The sequence below is a fragment of the Sphingomonas oligophenolica genome (assembly GCF_006438955.1).
Lineage (GTDB): Bacteria > Pseudomonadota > Alphaproteobacteria > Sphingomonadales > Sphingomonadaceae > Sphingomonas > Sphingomonas oligophenolica_A.
Map to the genome: position 1 here is coordinate 41487 of NZ_RCZK01000011.1, position 19843 is coordinate 61329.

General features: G+C 67.0%; 26 protein-coding genes. 12 read left to right on the plus strand and 14 right to left on the minus strand.

Annotated features, from left to right (window positions below):
- Positions 1-77: 77 nt before the first annotated feature.
- Positions 78-563, minus strand: coding sequence for a crossover junction endodeoxyribonuclease RuvC (ruvC, locus tag EAH84_RS12520; RefSeq protein ID WP_140872355.1), 486 nt, complete (start codon positions 561-563; stop codon positions 78-80).
- Positions 564-869: 306 nt separating this feature from the next.
- Positions 870-1613 carry a YebC/PmpR family DNA-binding transcriptional regulator gene (locus EAH84_RS12525; RefSeq protein WP_140872356.1) on the minus strand — a complete coding sequence of 248 codons (744 nt, stop codon included), beginning with the start codon at positions 1611-1613 and terminating at the stop codon, positions 870-872.
- Positions 1614-1726: 113 nt separating this feature from the next.
- On the opposite strand from EAH84_RS12525, the gene EAH84_RS12530 reads away from it, so the two are divergent.
- Entirely contained in the window at positions 1727-3169 is a 1443-nt protein-coding gene (locus EAH84_RS12530) for an ATP-binding protein (RefSeq protein WP_140872357.1), read from the plus strand.
- On the opposite strand, the gene EAH84_RS12535 is transcribed toward EAH84_RS12530, so the two are convergent.
- The 7 genes from EAH84_RS12535 to EAH84_RS12565 form a co-directional block, all read right to left on the minus strand.
- On the minus strand, positions 3166-3705 hold the full coding sequence (locus EAH84_RS12535; protein ID WP_140872358.1) for a PilZ domain-containing protein: 540 nt from the start codon (positions 3703-3705) through the stop codon (positions 3166-3168). The two genes, EAH84_RS12530 and EAH84_RS12535, sit on opposite strands and share 4 nt — an antisense overlap.
- Before the next feature lie 73 nt (positions 3706-3778).
- Complete coding sequence (locus EAH84_RS12540) at positions 3779-5611, minus strand: tetratricopeptide repeat protein (protein ID WP_161978391.1); 1833 nt, start codon at positions 5609-5611, stop codon at positions 3779-3781.
- Positions 5608-6297 carry a hypothetical protein gene (locus EAH84_RS12545; protein ID WP_140872360.1) on the minus strand — a complete coding sequence of 230 codons (690 nt, stop codon included), beginning with the start codon at positions 6295-6297 and terminating at the stop codon, positions 5608-5610. The genes EAH84_RS12540 and EAH84_RS12545 overlap by 4 nt, the downstream gene beginning before the upstream one ends.
- Before the next feature lie 10 nt (positions 6298-6307).
- Positions 6308-6853: a hypothetical protein gene (locus EAH84_RS12550; protein WP_140872361.1), complete on the minus strand. Its 546-nt coding sequence runs from the start codon at positions 6851-6853 to the stop codon at positions 6308-6310.
- Positions 6854-6896: 43 nt separating this feature from the next.
- Complete coding sequence (locus EAH84_RS12555) at positions 6897-7394, minus strand: nuclear transport factor 2 family protein (protein WP_140872362.1); 498 nt, start codon at positions 7392-7394, stop codon at positions 6897-6899.
- A gap of 658 nt (positions 7395-8052) precedes the next feature.
- Positions 8053-8295 (minus strand): DUF2312 domain-containing protein, encoded by a 243-nt coding sequence (locus EAH84_RS12560; protein WP_206663968.1) that lies wholly within the window; start codon positions 8293-8295, stop codon positions 8053-8055.
- A gap of 135 nt (positions 8296-8430) precedes the next feature.
- Complete coding sequence (locus EAH84_RS12565; protein ID WP_140872364.1) at positions 8431-8817, minus strand: DUF1244 domain-containing protein; 387 nt, start codon at positions 8815-8817, stop codon at positions 8431-8433.
- Between the two features lie 74 nt (positions 8818-8891).
- Between EAH84_RS12565 and pyk the strand changes: the two genes are divergently transcribed.
- Positions 8892-10346, plus strand: coding sequence for a pyruvate kinase (pyk, locus tag EAH84_RS12570; RefSeq protein WP_140872365.1), 1455 nt, complete (start codon positions 8892-8894; stop codon positions 10344-10346).
- Positions 10347-10350: 4 nt separating this feature from the next.
- Here the strand turns inward: pyk and EAH84_RS12575 are convergent, their stop codons facing one another.
- From EAH84_RS12575 to ykgO, 4 genes are all read right to left on the minus strand, one after another.
- Positions 10351-10746 (minus strand): type II toxin-antitoxin system VapC family toxin, encoded by a 396-nt coding sequence (locus EAH84_RS12575; protein WP_140872366.1) that lies wholly within the window; start codon positions 10744-10746, stop codon positions 10351-10353.
- A 164-nt stretch (positions 10747-10910) separates the two neighbouring features.
- Positions 10911-11063 (minus strand): type II toxin-antitoxin system Phd/YefM family antitoxin, encoded by a 153-nt coding sequence (locus EAH84_RS12580; RefSeq protein ID WP_140872367.1) that lies wholly within the window; start codon positions 11061-11063, stop codon positions 10911-10913.
- A 39-nt stretch (positions 11064-11102) separates the two neighbouring features.
- The gene (locus EAH84_RS12585) at positions 11103-11747 is read right to left on the minus strand and encodes an HAD-IA family hydrolase (protein WP_140872368.1); all 645 of its coding nucleotides are present in this window, start codon (positions 11745-11747) and stop codon (positions 11103-11105) included.
- 14 nt (positions 11748-11761) lie between these two features.
- The gene (ykgO, locus tag EAH84_RS12590) at positions 11762-11887 is read right to left on the minus strand and encodes a type B 50S ribosomal protein L36 (RefSeq protein ID WP_004210176.1); all 126 of its coding nucleotides are present in this window, start codon (positions 11885-11887) and stop codon (positions 11762-11764) included.
- Between the two features lie 127 nt (positions 11888-12014).
- Here ykgO and EAH84_RS12595 point away from each other — a divergent pair, with 127 nt between their 5' ends.
- The 3 genes from EAH84_RS12595 to EAH84_RS12605 are packed head-to-tail and all read left to right on the plus strand — an operon-like array spanning position 12015 to position 14187.
- On the plus strand, positions 12015-12626 hold the full coding sequence (locus EAH84_RS12595; RefSeq protein WP_140872369.1) for a DUF4136 domain-containing protein: 612 nt from the start codon (positions 12015-12017) through the stop codon (positions 12624-12626).
- Positions 12623-13735: a M14 family metallopeptidase gene (locus EAH84_RS12600; protein WP_140872370.1), complete on the plus strand. Its 1113-nt coding sequence runs from the start codon at positions 12623-12625 to the stop codon at positions 13733-13735. Before EAH84_RS12595 ends, EAH84_RS12600 begins: the two co-directional genes overlap by 4 nt.
- Positions 13735-14187: a GNAT family N-acetyltransferase gene (locus EAH84_RS12605; protein ID WP_140872371.1), complete on the plus strand. Its 453-nt coding sequence runs from the start codon at positions 13735-13737 to the stop codon at positions 14185-14187. The genes EAH84_RS12600 and EAH84_RS12605 overlap by 1 nt, the downstream gene beginning before the upstream one ends.
- Positions 14188-14205: 18 nt before the next feature.
- Here EAH84_RS12605 and EAH84_RS12610 read toward each other — a convergent pair whose 3' ends face one another.
- On the minus strand, positions 14206-14937 hold the full coding sequence (locus EAH84_RS12610; RefSeq protein WP_140872372.1) for a dienelactone hydrolase family protein: 732 nt from the start codon (positions 14935-14937) through the stop codon (positions 14206-14208).
- 83 nt (positions 14938-15020) lie between these two features.
- On the opposite strand from EAH84_RS12610, the gene gpmA reads away from it, so the two are divergent.
- The 7 genes from gpmA to EAH84_RS12640 all read left to right on the plus strand — a co-directional run bounded on the left by gpmA (position 15021) and on the right by EAH84_RS12640 (position 19793).
- Positions 15021-15707: a 2,3-diphosphoglycerate-dependent phosphoglycerate mutase gene (gpmA, locus tag EAH84_RS12615; protein WP_140872373.1), complete on the plus strand. Its 687-nt coding sequence runs from the start codon at positions 15021-15023 to the stop codon at positions 15705-15707.
- Positions 15708-16412 carry an aspartate/glutamate racemase family protein gene (locus EAH84_RS12620; RefSeq protein WP_140872374.1) on the plus strand — a complete coding sequence of 235 codons (705 nt, stop codon included), beginning with the start codon at positions 15708-15710 and terminating at the stop codon, positions 16410-16412.
- On the plus strand, positions 16412-17092 hold the full coding sequence (locus EAH84_RS12625; protein WP_140872375.1) for a hypothetical protein: 681 nt from the start codon (positions 16412-16414) through the stop codon (positions 17090-17092). Before EAH84_RS12620 ends, EAH84_RS12625 begins: the two co-directional genes overlap by 1 nt.
- 57 nt (positions 17093-17149) lie before the next feature.
- The gene (locus EAH84_RS12630) at positions 17150-18064 is read left to right on the plus strand and encodes a heme o synthase (protein ID WP_140872376.1); all 915 of its coding nucleotides are present in this window, start codon (positions 17150-17152) and stop codon (positions 18062-18064) included.
- Positions 18061-18195: a hypothetical protein gene (locus EAH84_RS16560; protein WP_277753733.1), complete on the plus strand. Its 135-nt coding sequence runs from the start codon at positions 18061-18063 to the stop codon at positions 18193-18195. The genes EAH84_RS12630 and EAH84_RS16560 overlap by 4 nt, the downstream gene beginning before the upstream one ends.
- A gap of 3 nt (positions 18196-18198) precedes the next feature.
- Positions 18199-18789, plus strand: coding sequence for a cytochrome c oxidase assembly protein (locus EAH84_RS12635; protein ID WP_140872377.1), 591 nt, complete (start codon positions 18199-18201; stop codon positions 18787-18789).
- A 77-nt stretch (positions 18790-18866) separates the two neighbouring features.
- Positions 18867-19793 carry a cytochrome c oxidase subunit 3 gene (locus EAH84_RS12640; RefSeq protein WP_140872378.1) on the plus strand — a complete coding sequence of 309 codons (927 nt, stop codon included), beginning with the start codon at positions 18867-18869 and terminating at the stop codon, positions 19791-19793.
- Positions 19794-19843: the final 50 nt, after the last annotated feature.

Here is a 19843-nt window from a genome sequence, read left to right on the forward strand (position 1 = left end):
CGGCAAGCGCGCTGGCAGCGGGAACGGGGTGGCTCACACCGGGTGCATAGGCGGAACGGCGCGTGTAGGAAAGCGCGTCACGCCATCCGGCGCGCGCTGGCGAGATGATGCGCGTGGGTGATCGCGACCGCTAGCGCGTCGGCGGCATCGGGGCCGTCGATCGCGACCCCGGGCAGCAGCCGCGCAACCATCGCGTGGACCTGCGCCTTGTCCGCGTTGCCGACGCCGACGACGGCCTTCTTGACCAGGCGCGCGGCATATTCGCCCGGATCGATTCCCGCGCGCGCGACCCCGAGCAGGATGACCCCGCGCGCCTGGCCGAGCTTCAACGTCGATTGCGGGTTGGAGTTGACGAACACCTCCTCGACCGCGGCGGCATCGGGGGCATGATCCGCGATCAACGCGGCGAGCTGGCTGTCGAGATGCGACAGGCGGCGTGCGAGCGGATCGGCGGGTGCGGTCCTGAAGCGGCCGTTGGCGAGGTGCGACAGCCGGTTGCCCTCGGCACGGATCACCCCCCAGCCGGTGGTGCCGAGGCCTGGGTCGAGGCCGAGGATGATCATTTCGCGCGAAGCCTGGCCTGAGCGCCGCCGCAGGCGGCGTCGAAGGGACGCGAAGGCGCGAAGAGATTGGTTCGCGCAGAGGCGCGGAGGACGCAGAGGAGTCGCGGAGCCTGGCATTCGTCCCGCGTCAGCGAAAAACATTGCATATCGCTGCCACGAAACGATCGATCTCGCTTACGCGAGGCAGTCAATACGAACGCCGCTCCTCTGCGTTCTTCGCGCCTCTGCGCGCAAACCGTTTCGCGCTTTCGCGTCCCTTCGACGCCGCCTGCGGCGGCGCTCAGGACAGGCTTCGCGTGAGCCGACTTAACCGAGCTTCTCCATCACCTCGTCGGAGACTTCGTAATTGCCCCATACCGTCTGGACGTCGTCGTCGTCGTCGAGGACGTCGATCAGCTTGAACAGCGTTTCGGCATCGCCCTCGGCGACGTCGACCGTGGTTTGCGGGCGCCAGGCGAGCTTGGCGCCTTCGGGTTCGCCGAGACTGTCTTCGAGATTCCTGGCAACCTCGTGGAGGTCCTCCATCGCGGTCCAGATGTCGTGGCCGTCCTCGCTCGACGTCACGTCTTCCGCGCCGGCGTCGAGCGCCGCCTCGAACACCTTCTCGGCATCGCCGACGCTGGCGGGATAGCTGATGAGGCCTTTGCGATCGAACCCATGCGCGACCGATCCCGGCGCGCCGAGATTGCCGCCGTTGCGGCTGATCGCGGTGCGTACGTTGGTAACGGTGCGGTTGCGGTTGTCGGTGAGCGTTTCGATGATCAGCGACACGCCGCCGGGGCCGAACGCCTCGTAGCGGATTTCCTCGTAATTTTCCTCGTCGCCCTTGGCGGCCTTGTCGATCGAGCGCTGGATATTGTCCTTGGGCATCGACTGCGCCTTGGCGGCGTTGACCGCGGCGCGCAGCCGCGGGTTCATGTCGGGATCGGGCAGGCCCATTTTTGCCGCGACCGTGATTTCGCGGCTCAATTTGGAGAACATGCCCGAGCGCTTCTTATCCTGCGCGCCCTTGCGGTGCATGATGTTCTTGTATTTGGAATGACCTGCCATGGATGCCTCTAGAGGGGGATTTGCGCCTGCTCTTACGCAACGGCGCCGGGTTGCGCCAGACCGAGCCATTCGGCGCTTGCCCCCGCACCGCGGCATCGGCCACAGACGCGGGCATGACCGTCAGCGTAGACATGGGAGCGGACGCGTCCGGCGCCCCCGTGACCATGGATCTCGAAGAACTGCTCGCCACCCGGTTGCTCGTCCAGGGCAATTCGGGGTCGGGTAAGTCGCATCTGCTGCGCCGCCTGCTCGAACGATCGGCGGGGCAGGTCCAGCAGGTGGTGATCGATCCCGAGGGTGATTTCGTGACGCTGTCCGACGCGTACGGCCATGTCGTGGTCGAGGCGGCGGACTATTCGATCGCGGAGATCGCGCGGATCGCGGGGCGGCTGCGCGAACATCGCGCGTCGGTGGTGCTGAGCCTGGAGGGGCTCGAGGCGGAAGGGCAGATGCGCTGTGCCGCGGCGTTCCTGTCGGCGCTGTTCGATGCGCCGCGCGAACATTGGTATCCCGCGCTGGTGGTGGTCGACGAGGCGCAATTGTTCGCGCCCGCAGGCGGCGGGGAGGTGGCGGAGGACGTGCGCCGCGCGTCGCTGTCGGCGATGACCAATTTGATGTGCCGGGGGCGCAAGCGTGGTCTCGCGGGGGTGATCGCGACGCAGCGGCTGGCGAAGCTCGCCAAGAACGTCGCGGCGGAGGCGTCGAATTTCCTGATGGGGCGTACCTTCCTCGATATCGACATGGGGCGCGCCGCCGATTTGCTCGGTATGGAGCGGCGCCAGGCCGAGGCGATCCGTGACCTGGCGCGGGGCAGTTTCCTGGCGCTGGGACCCGCGGTATCGCGGCGGCCGATCACGGTCAGGATCGGCGATGTCGCGACGAGCGCGCGCAGCGGCAGTCCCAAGCTGGTGCCGCTGCCGACCGCGTCCGCCGATATGGAGCAGCTGTTGTTCGCGCCACCCGCCGCGCCGACCTTCGCGTTCGTCGACCCGGTGCCGCGTAAAGTGCCCGCCGAGGAGCTGCTCGCGGACCTGTCACGCCCCGCGCCTGAGGCCGCCGCGCCCGACAAATCCGCCGATGAGGTCGAGGCGGTCTATGCGCAGGTGATGCGCGATATCGTCGCCGATGAAGAGGCCGCGACCCGCCAGCCCGCGGTGCTGTTCCAGGATTTCCAGGTGCGATGCCGGATGGCAGGACTGGCGCGCCCCGCGCTCGACATCGCCGATTTCACCCGGCGGCTGAGCTGCGCGCGCGCCGGGCTGTTCGACGTCAGCGCCGAGGAATGGGCCGAGGCGCTACGGTTGGCGACCGCGCTGCCCGACGACATGCTCGGGGCGTTCCTGCTGGTGGCGCGCGCGGCGCGCGAGGGCGCGCCCTGCCCGTCGGATGCCGCGATTGCCGCGACCTATGGCACCAGTTCGCTCGGGCGGGTGCGGCGGCTGATCGGCTATATCGAAGCGCGCGAGCTGTTCGTCACGCGGACCGACCTGGCGGGGAAGCGATCGATCACGATCCCGCGGCTGGGCTGGACGACCGGGGCGGCCGAAGCGGCCTAGTTGCCGCCGAGCGCGTGTTCGGCCGCGGTGAGCGGGCTGGCGAGCATCGTGTAGACCGATGAGGCCGCCCAGCCCGATGCGCCCAATGCCGCCGCAACGAGCACGACGAACTGGAAGGCGGAGGCGAAGCGGCGGCTGCGATCCTGGCGTTCGGCGATGTCGCCGGGGCTGCCGCGGCGGGAATCGCGGCGGCGGTCCGCGGTCGACACGGTCTCGGCGATCGCGACCTGCGGGCGGCTCGTCAGCCGGGGTTCGGTGATGATCCGCTGGACCGGGAGTTTTTCTTGCGAGCGCAGGCCGCAATATTGCCCACGGGTCCACATCGCGCGCGCGACGATGATCTGGGTGCCGCGCCGGATTTCGACATAGCTGCCGAGCGGCGGCGGGGTGATCGACGCGACGAGCAGCCCGCGCGACGAGATGTTACGGATGCACACGTCGGTCCAGCTGTTGTCGACGCGCATCCGCGACGGGATCACGACGCTGATCCGCTCCTCGCGCTGGTATTCGCCCGGCCGATCGCCGCCTGTCCCCATGGTCGCCCTGCCCCCCGATCGATGTTATCGAACGGGGTAGGGAGCGAGGGATAACAGCCGGTTAAGGATGCTCTCAGGCGGCCCGCAGCGCCGCCGCAGCAGCGCGCTCGCGGTCGGCCAGCGCGGCGTTCCCCATCGCGCGGTGGATCGCGCCGCGATTGTCGCGGTGGTCGGGATCGTCGTCGAGCGCGACCACCACATCCATGTCCGCCAGCGCGGCGGCATAGTCCGCACGCCGATAGCGGATCACCGCGCGGTTGACGCGCGCCGCGACCAGATCGCGGTCGATCGCCAGCGCGGCGTCGAGATCGGCGAGCGCGGCGTCCTCACGCCCCAGCGTCTCGGCGGCTTCCGCGCGCAGCACCAGCACATCGGGCTGGTCGGGATCGAGGTCGAGGCTGCGGGTTAGGCTGGCGGCGGCGGCGTCCCACGCGTCAAGTCGCGCCTCGCAGACGCCGCGATTGTGGAACAGTTCGGGATAGGGCGCGCTGTAGCGGTCCGCCGACGCATAGGCGGCGAGCGCCTCGTCGTACCGCTCCTGGCGCTGGAGCACGTTGCCGACCTCGTTGTAATATTCGGAATAATAGGGGTCCATCTCGATCGCGCGCGCGTAGAATTCGAGCGCCAGGTCGAGCTGGCCGAGCATGGTGCAGACCTGCGCGCTGTTGTACTGGAGCACCGAGCGATGGAGCCGGTGCTTGTCCTCACCCAGTGTCTCGGTCAGGCGGCGATAGCCGTGCTGGCACAGCGCGAGCGCCTCGTCGCGCCGCCCCTGGCGAACCCGCAGGAATGCCAGGCCGTTTTCGATGAACACCGTCAGGAACGCGTCGTCCGATTCGGGGATCGTGCCACGCGCGCGCGCCAGATCGGCGAGCGCGGCGTCGAGATGCTGCTCGGTCGCGGCCAGATCGGGGGCATCGGCGTAGCGCAGATGCGCCATCGCGAGCAGATAATGCATTTTCGCGCGCAATTCGGGCCGCGACAGCTGGGCAGCGGCGCGCGCCTCGACGATACCGCGCGCCTCGTCCGCGCGCCCGGTCATGACGAGACCCTGATAGATGTTGCCGAGGTAGTTCCAGCGCGAATCCTCGTCGTCGCCGACGATGGCGTCGAAATAGGGCAGCACCCGGTCCACGAACCCCGCGGATTCGTGATAATAGCCGAAATGGTTGAACAGGCAGATCATCCGGAGCGCGGTGCGCGCGGCAAGCAGGTCGTCGCGGTTCGCATCGTGCATCGCCAGGATTGCGGGGCCATGGCGATCGACCAGCATCATCTGCGACAACAGGTCGGGGTGATCGCGCAGTGCCTGCGCCGCCGTCGCCAGATCGTGATCGGGCAGGTCCACCGTCGCCTGGCGCGCCAGCTCGGCAGGAACGGCGCGGTCGGGCGCGCCCAGCCACGCGGTGCCGCCCGCGGTCTGCGCGAGCACGTCGATCCCGATCGCCGCGCCGCGCCGCGCGAGTTCGTGGAAGAAGCGTGTCGCCAAGTTCTGCGCCTCGTCGAACCGCTGCGCGACGATCGTCCAGCGTGCCGCCTCACCGGTGTCGACGCGCCATGCGAGGATCAGATCGACCAGCGCGTGGCCGATGCGATAGGCGCGGTCGAGCGGGAAGTTGCGGGTGCGCTCGACCCCCGCGGCGAGATCGGTGAGCGAGGCGTAGCGGATCGGGATCGCGTCGCGATGACGCCGCAGCACCATGTGCAGCGCATATTCGTTGCGCGCGAGCAGATCGACGCGACCCCGGGCGCGCAAATCATGCCACGCCATCTCGATGAGCTGCTCGACCCCGGCCCACGCCCCGCCGTGCGCGAAGCGCGCGTCGAGCAGCACGAGGCGACCCGGCGGCTTCAGGGCGACATCATTGGCTCTGGCGGCGCTGGTCGTCGCGGTGATCATCGTCATCCTTCCTCTCCGAACGCGGATCGCGGGCGATGCCTGATCCATAGAAACACGCCGATTGCGACCAGCAGCGCCGAGAGGACCGCGAACGCGCCCAGATCATAGGCAGTCGCGCGCGAGGCCGCGGGATCCTGGAACGCGCGCCACGCCTTGCGCGCATAGGCCCACAAGGTCGGCAGCACGACGACCACCATCATCGCCAGCGCGGCGATCCGCCCGATCACCCAGATCGCAGCGAACGCCCGAACCATCGCCAGATTTCTGAACGCCTGCGGCGCGCTGGCGCGCCCGAGCCGCCCGAAACTCGCGCGTGCCAGGAGCGCGGCGAGATACGCCCGCGCCTCGGAATCGAGATCGGGGTGGCCGAACCATGTGCACAGGATGAAATAGACGTCGGTGCGCAGGAAGATGTTGAACTGCCACAGCAAGGTCACGACGAGCTGGAGCGCGAGCGCTTGGAGCAGCACGACGATGAAGCCATGATCGCCGTGGCGGACCAGCGCGGTGATCGCGAGCGTGATCAGTGCGATGTTGAGGATATCGACGATCATCCCCGCCGCCAGCGGCACGTAGCGCTGGCGCTTGGGCAGCGCCATGATGCCCGACAGATCGGCCTCCGCGACGATGATCCACAGCCGCATGCCGAACCCGAGCCGCGACACCACGCCATGCGCGGCGGCGGCGAGCATATGCCCGAGTTCATGGAACGCAGTCGTCGCCGAGGACGCGATCAGCAGCAGGATCAGCGTCGCGGCGAGATGGTCGTCGACGACGAAGGCGTCGCGCTGCAGCCGCGCATCGGGATAGGCGCGCGCACGCGATCGCGGCGCCGACGATCAACACATAGGCCATCAGCATCGCGGGCGAGAAGATCGCGGCGGCGACGCGGCGGTTCGCGCGGAACACCAGCCGCCGATCGCGGGGTGCAGCGGCGACGCGCTCGGCATGGCGCTCGTCCATGCGCGGTGCATCCGAACCGGGATAGACGAACCCGACCTCGATCATCGAATCGACGAAATCGGCGACGTCGATCGGGGCCTCGTCGCGGTCCGCGAACGAGGCGGCGATGGCGTCGAGCGTCGCGCCGTCGCGCAGCATCGTCAGGATGCGGACGCCCTCGGCGGGGAGCTGGAAGAATTCTTCGAGATCGGCGTTGCCGACGAGAAAGTCGTCGCCTTCGGGCTGCACCGACAAGGGCACGACGGTGTAGCGCTGCCCGACGGGCTGATCGGGCGCGGCGGTCACGCGGCGCAGCCCCCGCCAGACCACGGCGCGCGACGCGGCGCGATCAGTGCGGGGGCGGGCTGCCTGGGGGGGTGCGGATCGGGGTGAATTGCGCGGAGACCAGTTTCCACATCGTGCCGTAGCGCCGCGCAACATAGCCGCCGCGCAACGCGCGGGTCGGCGGAGGCGAAGTCGCCGCCGCACCCGTCGGCGGCACCATCGTATAGGTAATTCTGGCGGTCATCAGCGCCAGATCGCCGATCCGGCGCACGCTCGTCTCGCTGACCGCGACGGTCGGCGCCGGGACCTTGTTTTCGGGGGCGTAGAAGCCGAGCATCGCGGCGCGCGCATCGACATCGCCCACCGGCGAAATCTCCTGATAATCGGGGGCGGTGAGCGCGGCCAGCGTCGGCTGGTCGAACGCCACTACCGCCTTCGCCTGGTCCTCGATCAGCCGCACCAGCGCCGGATCGGCGGGCGCCGCATCGGCAGACTGCGCATTGGCCGGGCTGGCCATCGCCATCAACACCGCGCTCGCCGCCAGCCACCACGATATTGCCATCGTCAGCGTCCTCCCTGACGCAATCGCCACGCGATCCGCCGTTCCAGCCAATCCCATCGATCGACACGTGCATCAGACGCAACGAATCGCTCCCGGTCAAGTCAAAGCGTCCGCCGCCGCAGCGTCGGTCGCCTTGCCGTCCAACATCGTCATTAAACAGGTATCGCGTCACCGATCGTGATCACGATGTCGCGATACCCCGGTTCAGTGCCGACTTAGAACGGCCAGCACACGAAGATCGGATAGGCCGCCGCTGCGGTGGTCTTGAGTTTCTGGACCCGGACGATCGAGATCTTCTTCATGACGTTTCCTTTCGGGTGCGTGACGACAGCGTCGATGCCGGAATGGTATCGCCAGTGTCGCGATGATTCATCGATCGTCCTCGCATCCGTTGCAGAATAGCGACCGCGAACGGTGAACCAGCCGCACCCTAACAGGCCGGTTTTACTCGAATAGCCTCAAGCCCATCAACAATGATGCTTACGCGCGGCATTACACCGCGGCGCAGGCGCGCGTTAACTCCGATTTGGAGCAAGTTGGCGGGAGGCCACGGATCGGCGTGGAGGCGGCCGGATCGAGCCGAGTCGGGAGTCGGCGATCACGGCGGGGCGCGGTAGAGCAGGAGTCGGTGGCCACGACGGACCACCGACGCAGTCGGTCAGATCATGCCCAGCGCGTGCATGTACGTTTCGAGGATCGCTTCCTCCTCCTGATATTCTTCCTTCTTTTTCTTGCGGATCGACAGGATCTTGCGAATCGCCTTGGGATCGTAGCCGCGGCCCTTGGCTTCGGCCATCACGTCCTTGATGTCGTCGGCGATGCCCTTTTTTTCTTCCTCGAGCCGCTCGGCGCGTTCGATCAGCAGGCGCAGTTCGTCCGCCGCGACCTGTCCGCCGCCCATGCCTTCTTGACGTTCTTCAGCCATGATCTTCCCCACCCGCGCTGCCGCGGGCCTTCCTGTGGTTCGTGAATCGGATGCCGCGGGTTGCGGCGCGGTCGCAGGCCCTAGGGCGTTCACCCCGATCCCTCAACCCGGTTAGCGGTTGGGTTCGGTCATCGCGGGCGGATCGGACGCGGGAAAGCTGTCGGCGAGCGCCGCGTCGAGTGCCCCCTCTAGAGCATCGTCGCGCGCGGCGTTCTTGGTCATGCTCTCGGCCATTCGCGCGAGTTGTTCGGGGGTCGCCTCCTTCTGGTGGCGGGTCTTCCATTCGGATTGCGGCATGCCGTACACCGTCTCGCGCGCCTCGGCCTTCGACAGGTCGCTCGCCTCCTCGATCCAATCGCCGAGGCAATTGCGGCAGAATCCCGCAAGCCCCATCAGGTCGACGTTCTGCGCGTCGGACCGCTGGCGCAGGTGCCGGACCAGGCGGCGGAACGCGGCGGCGGCGACCCTGTCGTCCAGCGTTTCGAGTTTATCGGTCATGCGCAGCGCTCCCGTGGTTGATCGTGTCGAGATAGGGACTAGGAGTGCGCTCGGCCATTCCCCAGGAGCCTGTCATGTCAAAAGCCATCGCCCCACGGGCGCGGAAAGTGCGTATTCTCGCCACACTTGGTCCCGCGAGCAACACCCCCGACATGATCGAGACGCTGTTTCAGGCGGGGGCGGACGCGTTCCGGATCAACATGAGCCACGGCGACCAGCAGTCGAAGGTCGCGGTGATCGCGGCGATCCGCTCGCTCGAAAAGAAGCTGGGGCGACCGATGACTATTCTCGCCGACCTGCAGGGCCCCAAGCTCCGCGTCGGCAAGTTCGAAGGCGGCAAGACCCGGCTCGACCATGGCGCGACCTTCGTGCTCGACCGGTCGACCGCCAAGGGCGACGCCACCCGCGTCGAATTGCCGCACCGCGAGATCTTCGCCGCGATCGAGCCCGGCGCGCGGCTGCTGCTCGACGACGGCAAGCTGGTACTGCGCGTCACCGATCACGGCCTCGACCGGATCGAGACGATCGTCGAGGTCGGCGGACCGCTGAGCGATCACAAGGGGCTGAACGTCCCCGATGTCGTCGTGCCGATGGCGGCGCTGACCGACAAGGACCGTAGCGACCTGGCCTTCGCGCTCGACCAGGGGGTCGACTGGATCGCGCTGAGCTTCGTCCAGCGCCCCGAGGATCTGTGGGAGGCGCGCAAGCTGATCGGTGGCAAGGCGGCGTTGCTCGCCAAGATCGAGAAACCCGCCGCGATCGAACGGCTCGAGGAACTGGTCGAGGCGTGCGACGGGGTGATGGTCGCACGCGGCGACCTGGGGGTCGAACTGCCGCCCGAACAGGTGCCGCCGCTCCAGAAGCGGATCGTCGAGACCGCGCGGCGGCAGGGGCGACCGGTGGTGGTCGCGACGCAGATGCTCGAATCGATGATCACCAGCCCGTCGCCGACCCGCGCCGAGGTCTCCGACGTCGCGACCGCGGTCTATGACGGCGCGGATGCGATCATGCTGTCGGCGGAAAGCGCGGCGGGGGAGTGGCCGGTGCAATCGGTCGCGATGATGAACGCGATTGGTGTCTCGGTCGAGGGCGACCCGATGCATGGCGACCGCATCCACTTCACCATCACCCGCCCCGATCCGACCACCGCCGATGCGCTGGCCGAAGCGGCCAAGACGATCGCCAAGACGGTGTCGGCGGCGGCGATCATCTGCTTCACGACATCGGGGTCGACCGCTCGCCGGATCGCGCGCGAACGCCCGTCGGTGCCGATCCTGGTGCTGACCCCGAAACTGGAAACCGCGCGGCGGCTGGGGCTGTTGTGGGGCACCCACGCGGTCCACACCCGCGATGTCGATTCGTTCGAGGAAATGGTCGCGAAGTCGAAGCGCACCGCGCTGCGCCACGGCATCGCGAAGGCGGGCGACCGCGTGATCCTGATGGCGGGCGTGCCGTTCCGGACGCCGGGATCGACCAACGTGCTCCACGTCGTGCGGATCGTCGGCGACGAGCTGAAGGGTTACAGCTGAAGGGCTATGGCCGCAGCGCGAGCGGGTGGTCGAGGAGCGTGCCGTCGCGTGTCAGCAGTTTGGCGCGCAACTCCTGGGCGTGGACGAGGAGAAGCTCGTCGAACGGATCGCGATTGGCGGTGGCCGCTTCCAGGCTCGCGACGGCGATATCTTCGTCAAGGCGGGCAATCATTATCTCGCTCGACCTGACGAACGCCAGCGCAGCGCGTGGATCGACGCTACCCTTGCGCCGCCCCCGGCGGTCGATACTTTCCCATTTGATGCGGATTTCCCACAGCGAAACGACCGAAATATAGGTCGAATGTTGTGCGCGTTCGAGGATGCGGCGTTCCGCGCGATCAAACCGACCGGGCGCTTCGATCAACCAGACGAGAACATGCGTGTCGAGCAGGACATTCATTTGATCGCTTACTGGCCATCATCGAAGTAGTCGGGGCCGAATATCTCTCGCGTCCATGCGGGGTCGTTGAAATCCGCGAGCCACTCGTCAGCGGTTCGGGAATCGGGCGGAAGCTGATCGAGGCCGAGTTCGCGGCGCGCCGTCTCTAGCTGTGCCCAAAAAGCCTATCCCGACAGGTGATTGCGGGACTCTGGCTGAGGCGGCCCCAGTTCGGCGATCGGCTTGCCGTTCTTGGTGATCGTCACCCGCTCGCCGCGCTTGGCGGCGGCAAGCGCGGTGGCGAATTGGGCACGCGCCTCGCGGACCGAGAATTCCATTACGGGCTCCAATCGTGTACACAATGTACACAACGGCAATCAGTCAAGCAAGCCCAGATTGACCAGGTCCCGGCGCAGCGCGGGTTCATCGGTGAAGTGCAAGGCAATCAGGCCGACCGCGGCGGCGCCCGCGACATTGGCTTCGCTGTCGTCGATGAACACGGTGTGCTCCGCCGCGAGCCCGAAGCGAGCGAGCGCAAGGTGGTAGATCGCCGCGTCGGGCTTGGTCAGCTTTTCATCGCCCGACACGACGATGTCGCGGAAGCGATCGAACATCGCGGCTTCGCGGGCGCGGAACGGCGGCCAGAATTCCCCCGAGAAGTTGGTGATCGCATAGAGTGGCACGCTCCGTGCCTCGAGTTCGTCGACCAGCGCGGGCATTCCGGTGACCGCTGGCCCGATGCTGTCGATGAAGCGCGGCCCCCATTGCGCGATCAATGCGGCATGCTGCGGATAGGCGGCGACCAGTTCGGCGGAGGTGTCGGCGAAGGCGCGCCCGGCGTCGTGCTGGAAATGCCATTGCGGCGTGACGACATCGCGGAGAAACGCATCGAGCGCTTGCGTCTCCGGGATGAGACGCTCGTAGAGAATCCGCGGATCCCAGTGATACAGAACCCGACCGATGTCGAAAATGACGGCGGTCGGCTTGACCGAGCGACCGTCGGACTCCCCGTAAAGTACCACTTTACGGGGTGACGTCAGCCCTGGCGTGCCTTGAAGCGGCGGTTGGTCTTGTTGATCACATAGGTGCGCCCACGACGGCGGATCACGCGGTTGTCGCGATGGCGGCCCTTGAGCGACTTCAGGGAATTGCGGATCTTCATGACTCGGGCGCCTGGTTACGGTGTTCTGGAAAGCGCGAGCGCCTATCGACGCGGTCTCCGATAGTCAAGCAACACCCGCCCCGCTAGAGCGTTACATCAGCGTCACCGTCGCAGGAAACCAAGCGCCATGTCGTTCCGTCTGTTATCGATCCTCGCCCTCGCCGCGATCGGCGCCACCGGCCTTGCCGGCTGTGCGACGATGGCGCCGCTGCCACCCACCCAGGTGCTACGCTATCATCTCGACGCGCCGATCCCGCGCGGCACGATCGCGGTCGAGCCGCTGACCGGGGGCGACGCGCCCGCCAGCCTGGAATTCAAAACCTATGCCGCCGCGGTCGAGGGCGAGTTGATCAAGCTCGGCTATGCGATTCCCGCGCAGGGCCAGCGCGCGGATTATATCGCGAGCGTATCCTTCACCCGCACCAACGCGCTGGGGCCACCGCGGCGCGCGCCGTTCACGCTGGGGATCGGCGGGGGCAGTTATAGCGGCGGGTATAATGGCGGGGTCGGCCTCGGCGGCGGGGTCGGGATCCCGTTCGGCGGCGCCAAGCGGAGCGACGTGCTGGTCGCCGAACTCGCGGTGACGATCAAGCAGCGCTCCGACATGTCGCCCTTGTGGGAAGGCCATGCCGAGGGCGTCAGCGACATCAGCGGCGCGGATCAGCAGGCGAACAAACTCGCTGCCGCGCTGTTCACCGGCTTTCCGGGCGAATCGGGACGGACGGTCATCGTCAAATGAGCGATATCCACGTCAATGCCGGGTTCGACGGCGGGAATATCCGGCTCATTGGTATCGACGGCGAGCGGGTCGACCTGGAAATCGTCAACGATCACGACTCCGATTTCTACCAGTGGTTCTATTTCCGCGTCGCGGGCGCGAAGGGGCGGACGCTGACGCTGCGAATCGTCAATGCGGGCGGATCGGCCTATCCGTTCGGCTGGCCGGGGTACGAGGCGCGCGCCAGCACCGATCTGGCGGCGTGGCGGATGGCCGACACCGGCTATGCCGACGGCGTGCTGACGATCACCCACGCGTTCGACACCGACCTGGCATGGTTCGCCTATTTCGCGCCCTATACGATGGCGATGCACGAGGCGCTGATTGCGCGCATCGCGCTGGAGCCCGGCGTCGCGCATCGCCAGATCGGCACCACGCTCGACGGGCAGGGCATCGATTACCTGCGGATCGGGACGGGTGCCAAACAGGTGTGGCTCTACGCGCGCCAGCATCCCGGCGAATCGATGGCCGAATGGTGGATGGAAGGCGCGCTCGACTGGCTGACGAGCGATGCCGCCAGCGACCTGCTCGCCAAGGCGACGGTTCATGTCGTCCCCAACATGAACCCCGACGGCACCCGGCGCGGGCATCTCAGGACCAACGCGGTGGGGACCAACCTCAACCGCGAATGGCACGCGCCCTCGGCGGACAAGAGCCCCGAGGTATTGTGCGTCCGCAATCTGATGGACGAGACCGGGGTCGATTTCGCGCTCGACGTCCATGGTGACGAGGCGATCGCGGCGAACTTCATCGCAGGGTTCGAGGGGATTCCAAGCTGGACCGAAGCGCAGGGACAAAAATTCACTGACTTTGGCGATCGCCTGGCCGCTGCGACCCCCGATTTCCAGACCGAAAAGGGCTATCCCAAGGCGAAGCCCGGCAACGCCAACCTGTCGATGTCGACCAACCAGCTCGCCGAGCGGTTCGGCGCGGTGTCGGTAACGCTGGAGATGCCGTTCAAGGATCACGATCCCAATGCCGACCCCGAATTCGGGTGGAGCGGCGAGCGATCGAAGCGGCTCGCGGTGTCGTGCCTGGAAGTGCTGACCGGGATGATCGACGACCTCTGATGATCCGCGAGGGGGTTTTCGACGACCCGCAGGTGATCGACCTGCTGACGCTCCATGCGGCAGCGATGCTGGCGCATTCGCCCGTCGACACCTGCCATTTCCTCGATCTCACCGGGCTGCAGGCCCCTGGCGTCTCGTTCTACACCTTGTGGGACGGCGATGCGCTTGCGGCGATGGGCGCGCTCAAGGCCCACGATGCCGGGCTCGGCGAGATCAAGTCGATGCGCAGCGCGCCCGCTTATCTCGGCACCGGGCGAGGGCGGGCGATGCTGGCGCATATCATCGAGGAGGCGCGCGCGAAGGGGCTCGCGTGGGTCGCGCTCGAGACCGGGTCGGGGGCGGCGTTCGACCCCGCGATCGGGCTGTATCGCGCGCATGGCTTCACCGCATGCGCACCCTTCGCCGCCTATCGCGCGACCGATTTCAACCGGTTCATGGCGCTCGATCTGTAACGCGTCACCCGTGCCGCGTCAGACGAACAGCTCGGTCAGGAAATTCTTCATCGCCTGCCAGCTGCGGCGATCAGCGTGCGCGTCGTAGCCGACGCCGGGACGCGGCGCGGGCCGGTCCTTCAATGCAAGGTCGGTGAACGCGTGGCCGGCATGGCCATAAGCATGAAGCTGCCAGTCGGCGCCCGCGTCGGTCAGTTCGTCCGCCAGCGCGGTAACCTGGTCGGGGGTGCCGAGCGGGTCGTCCCAGCCGTGGCAGACCAGGATTTTCGCGCGGATGGGATCGGCATCGTCGTAATCGGGCCGGTCATAGACGCCGTGGAAGCTGACCACGCCCAGGACGTCCTGTCCCGACCGCGCGAGATCGAGCGCGCATTTGCCGCCGAAGCAGAATCCGATCGCGGCGGTTTTTGTGGGGTCGACCGCGGCGCGATCCTTGAGGACGGCAACGCTCGCGGCGAGCCGGTCACGGAGGAGCCCGCGGTCGGCATCGAGCTCGTTCATATAGTCGGCGTAATCGGCCGATCCGGGCGCCTTGCGCCGCCCTTGGCCATAGACGTCGCACGCGAACGCGACATAGCCGAGCGCGGCGAGCGCCTCGGCCTTCTGGTTGTCGGATTCCTTTTGCCCGAGGACGTTGGGGATCACGAGCACGCCGGGGCGCGCGGCCTCGACCTCGTCGTCGTACGCGATCACGCCTTCGAACGGGCCGCCCGGCCCGTCGTACACCAAGGTTTCGCGGACGATGGCCATCGGTGCTCTCCTGATTGTCGTTGCCGGTTGTCGTGTTCCCGCCAACCGCTAAAGACGGCGGCAATCGCGCGCAAGGAGACCCGATGCCCCGCCTCGTCCTGATCCGCCACGGCCAGTCCGCCTGGAATCTCGAAAACCGCTTTACCGGCTGGTGGGACGTCGATGTGACCGAGAAGGGCGTCGAGGAAACGCGTGCGGCGGGGCGGTTGATGGCGGCCAAGGGCCTCGATTTCGACATGACCTTCACCTCGCTCCAGACCCGCGCGATCAAGACGCTCGACCTGGCGCTCGAGGAGATGGGGCGGTTGTGGCTGCCGGTCGAGAAGGACTGGCACCTCAACGAGCGGCATTACGGCGGGCTGACCGGGCTGAACAAGGCCGAGACCGCGGCCAAGCACGGCGACGATCAGGTCCACATCTGGCGGCGCAGCTTCGACGTGCCGCCGCCGCCGATGGAGCCGGGCAGCCGCTACGACCTGTCGAACGACCGCCGCTATGCCGGGATCGACATTCCCGCGACCGAAAGCCTGAAGGATACGATCGCGCGCGTCCTGCCCTATTGGAACGAGCGGATCGTCCCCGCGCTGAAGGCGGGCCAGCGCGTGCTGATCTCCGCGCACGGCAATTCGCTCCGCGCGCTGGTAAAGCACCTGTCGCATATTCCCGACGACGACATCACCAGCCTCGAAATCCCGACCGGGCAGCCGATCGTGTATGAACTCGACGACCATCTGGTTGCGACCGATCGTTATTATCTCAGCGAACGCTAGATGCTGACGATCGGATTGATCGGCGGGATGAGCTGGGAAAGCTCGGCGCATTACTATCGGTTGATCAACCAGCGCGTGCGCGCATCGCTCGGCGGGACGCATTCGGCGAAGATCGTCATGGTCTCGGTCGATTTCGCCGCGATCGAGCAGCTCCAGCATGACGGGGATTGGCCCGCGCTGGGGGAGGCGATGGCGGACGCCGCGCGCCAGGCCGAACGTGGCGCCGCCGATTTCCTGCTGCTGTGCACCAACACGATGCACAAGCTGGTGCCCGAGATCGAGGCGGCGGTGACGATCCCGCTACTCCACATCGTCGATCCCGCCGCCGCCGCGATTCGCGGGCGTGGTTACGCGCGGGTCGGGCTGCTCGGCACCGCGTTCACGATGGAGGAGCGCTTCTATCGCGCGCGGTTGGAGGGGTTCGGGATCGAGGTGCTCGTGCCCGATGCCGACGATCGCCGTACCGTCCACGACATCATCTATCGCGAACTGGTGCGCGGCGTGATCGACGACGCGTCGCGCGACGCGTATCGCGGCGTGATCGCGCGTCTAGTGGCGCGCGGGGCCGAGGGAATCGTATTGGGGTGCACCGAGATCATGCTGCTGGTCGGCCCGGGCGACAGCGCGGTACCGTTGTTCGACACCACGACGCTCCATGCCGAATCGGCGGTGGATCGCGCGCTGGATGGCGTGGCGCGCGCGTGATGCGCATGCTCCTGCTGATGGCCGCGCTCGTGCCGACCGCCGCGCACGCCGATGCGCTTCAGGAGCAGGTGGTCGCGGAGGCGCGCGCGATCGCACCGACCGCATTCGCGTTTACCCAGACGACGCGCGTCGAGCGGGCGGGGGCGGATACCAAGATGTTCGTGTCGCGCTACGATCCCACCCAGCCGGTGGCGCAGCGGTGGACGCTGGTGGCGGTCGACGGCAAGCCGCCGAGCGCCAAGCAGGTGGCGGGCGCGGCCAAAGCGGCGCGCGGGCAGCCCGTGCCGTCGTACAGCAGCGTCGCCAAATGGTTCGGCGCACCCGCGACGCGAATCGCGCAGGGGCCATCGAGCGTCACCTATCGCTTCGCGCGGCTGCCCAAGGGGGTCGTCATGATCGGCAAGCACGATGCGTCGGCGGACACCGCGGCGGAGGCGCTGGTCGACACCAGCGGGCGCGTGCCGGTGGTGACGCGGGTGCGCTATCTCTCGTCGACCGCGTTCCGGATGGCGCTGGTTATCAAGGTCGACCGTTATGTGTTCGTCGAATCGTTCGGCGCGGGGCCTGATGGGCGTCCGGTGCCCGAGGCGACGACGGGCGAGATGGCGGGGTCGCTGCTTGGCAAATCGGGCACGCTGACGACGCACACCAGCTATTCGGACGTCCGCGCCGCGCGGTGAGGCGGTCTGACGCACGCCCTTTCCGCCGCGCCGCAACCAGCCTATAGCGCGCGCTTCATGACCGCTGCCGTTCCCCTGTTGCCGCCTGCCGACTGGCGCGATTTCCTGGCGTTGACCAAGCCACGCGTGATGACGCTCGTCGTCTTCACCGGGCTGTGCGGGATGCTCGCGGCGCCTGCCGTCGACGGGCGCGGGATCGATCCCGTCATCGGATTCACCGCGATCCTGTGCATCGCGCTCGCGGCTGGCGCGGCTGGCGCGCTCAACCAATGGTATGAGGCGGATATCGACGCGCTGATGCGCCGCACCGCGAAACGGCCGCTGCCCGATGGGCGGATGGACCGCCAGTCGGCGCTCCATTTCGGGGTCGGGCTCGGCGCATTTTCGGTGATCCTGATGGGGCTCGCGGTGAACCTCGTCTCGGCGGCGATCCTGGCGACCTCGATCCTGTTCTATGTGCTGGTCTATACCGTGTGGCTCAAGCGGCGGACCCCGCAGAACATTGTTATCGGCGGCGCGGCGGGGGCGTTTCCGCCGCTGATCGGCTGGGCCGCGGCAACTGGTAGTGTCGCGCTGCTGCCGCTGTTGCTGTTCCTGCTCGTATTTCTGTGGACCCCGCCGCATTTCTGGGCGCTCGCGCTGTTCGTGAAGACCGATTACGCCAATGCGGGCGTGCCGATGCTCCCCGTGGTCGCGGGCGAGCGGGTCACGCGGCGGCAGATCGGGCTCTATACGATCCCGATGGCGATCGTCGCGGTCGCGCCGTGGCCGCTGGGGCTGACCGGCTGGTTCTACGGCGCGGTGTCGATCGCGATGACCGCGGCGTTCGCGTGGATGGCGGTGGTCGTCGCGACCCGTCGCCAGCAGCCTGACGATGCGATGAAGCCGGAGAAGCTGTTGTTCAAATTCTCGATACTGTACCTGTTCGGCATGTTCGGCGCGCTGGTCGTCGATCGCTGGGTGCTGGCATGACGCCCGAGGAAGAGGACCTGATCCGCCGTCGCCAGCGGTCGCGGTCGATCGTGGTCGCGGTGCTGCTCGCGGCGCTGGTGGTGCTGATCTTCGCGATCACGCTGTCGCGCATCCGGCTGGCGATGACCTGAGCCATGATGATGAACCGCACCCACCGCACCGCGTTCATCGCGGTTCTGGGCATCTGTTTCATGACCGGGCTCGCCTGGGCCAGCGTCCCGCTCTACCGCTTGTTCTGCCAGGCGACCGGGCTGAACGGCACGACCGGGCGCGGGATCAGCGCGCCGGGCGCGATCGACCGACAGATGCGGATCGATTTCGATACCAACGTTTCGCCCAAGCTCGCCTGGACCTTCAAGCCCGAGGCGCGGTTCGACACCGTCGCGATCGGCGCGCGCGACATGGCGTTCTTCACCGCGACCAACACTTCGACCCAGCCGATCACCGGGACCGCAACGTTCAACGTCCAGCCCGCGGTGGCAGGCGCGTATTTCAAGAAAATCCAATGTTTCTGCTTCACCCAGCAGACGCTGAAGCCGGGTGAGACCGCGCGGATGCCGGTGATCTTCTACGTCGATCCCGCGATCCTGACCGACGAGGATGCCAAGGACGTCGACACGATCACGCTCAGCTATACTTTCTATCCCAGCGACACCGCGCCACCGCCGAGCGCGCAGCAGAAGGCGATCATGCAAGACGCGGGCACCAAGAGCGTGACCGGATAGGTTTACGCGCGAGTAGGTTTACGAAGGGCGAAATCGCGTTAAAGCGCTTTCGACAGCATCAATGGGGATACCACGCCATGGCCGGCGCCAAGAACCACGACTACCATATCCTTCCGCCCGACATCTGGCCGATCACCGGCGCGTTTTCCGCGCTCGCGATGGCGGTGGGGGGCATCATGTGGATGCACGGCGGCCATGTCGGCAAGCCCAACGGCGGCGGCTGGATCTTCCTGATGGGCGTCGTCGCGGTGCTGACCGTGATGTACAGCTGGTGGTCGAATGTCATCGCCGAGGGCAAGGCGGGCGATCATACCCCGGTGGTGCAGCTCCATTTCCGTTACGGGATGATCCTGTTCATCGCGTCGGAGGTGATGTTCTTCGTCGGCTGGTTCTGGGCGTTCTTCGACTTTTCACTGTTCCCGACCGCGATGACCTTTGCCGATGGCCAGGTGACGCGTGCCGTCGAGGACGCCGCCGGGGTGATCGCGCAATGGCCCCCCCAGGGGCTCGAAGTCATCGACGCGTTCGAATTCCCGCTGCTCAACACGTTGATCCTGCTGACCAGCGGCACGACCGTGACGTGGGCGCACCATGCGCTGATCCACGGCCAGCGCGGCGGCGAGAAGACCGGGCTGTGGGGCCTGATCGGGGTCGGCAACCGCGACGGCGTGCTCAAGGGTTTGTGGCTGACGATCGTGCTCGGCGTGCTGTTCAGCAGCATTCAGGCGTTCGAATACGCGCACGCGCCGTTCCCCTTCAAGGGACTGAATTACGGCGCGTCGTTCTTCATGGCGACGGGCTTTCACGGCTTTCACGTCATGATCGGGACAATCTTCCTGACCGTCTGCCTGATCCGCGCGTACAAGGGCGACTTCACCCCGCGCGCGCATTTCGGGTTCGAGGCGGCGGCCTGGTATTGGCATTTCGTCGACGTCGTGTGGCTGTTCCTGTTCGTATCGATCTATGTCTGGGGTGGCTGGGGCGCACCGGTCCACGCCGGTTGACCGATCCGGGGCGGGTGATCCTTGGCTGACCCCGCCCCCGATTCCGAACG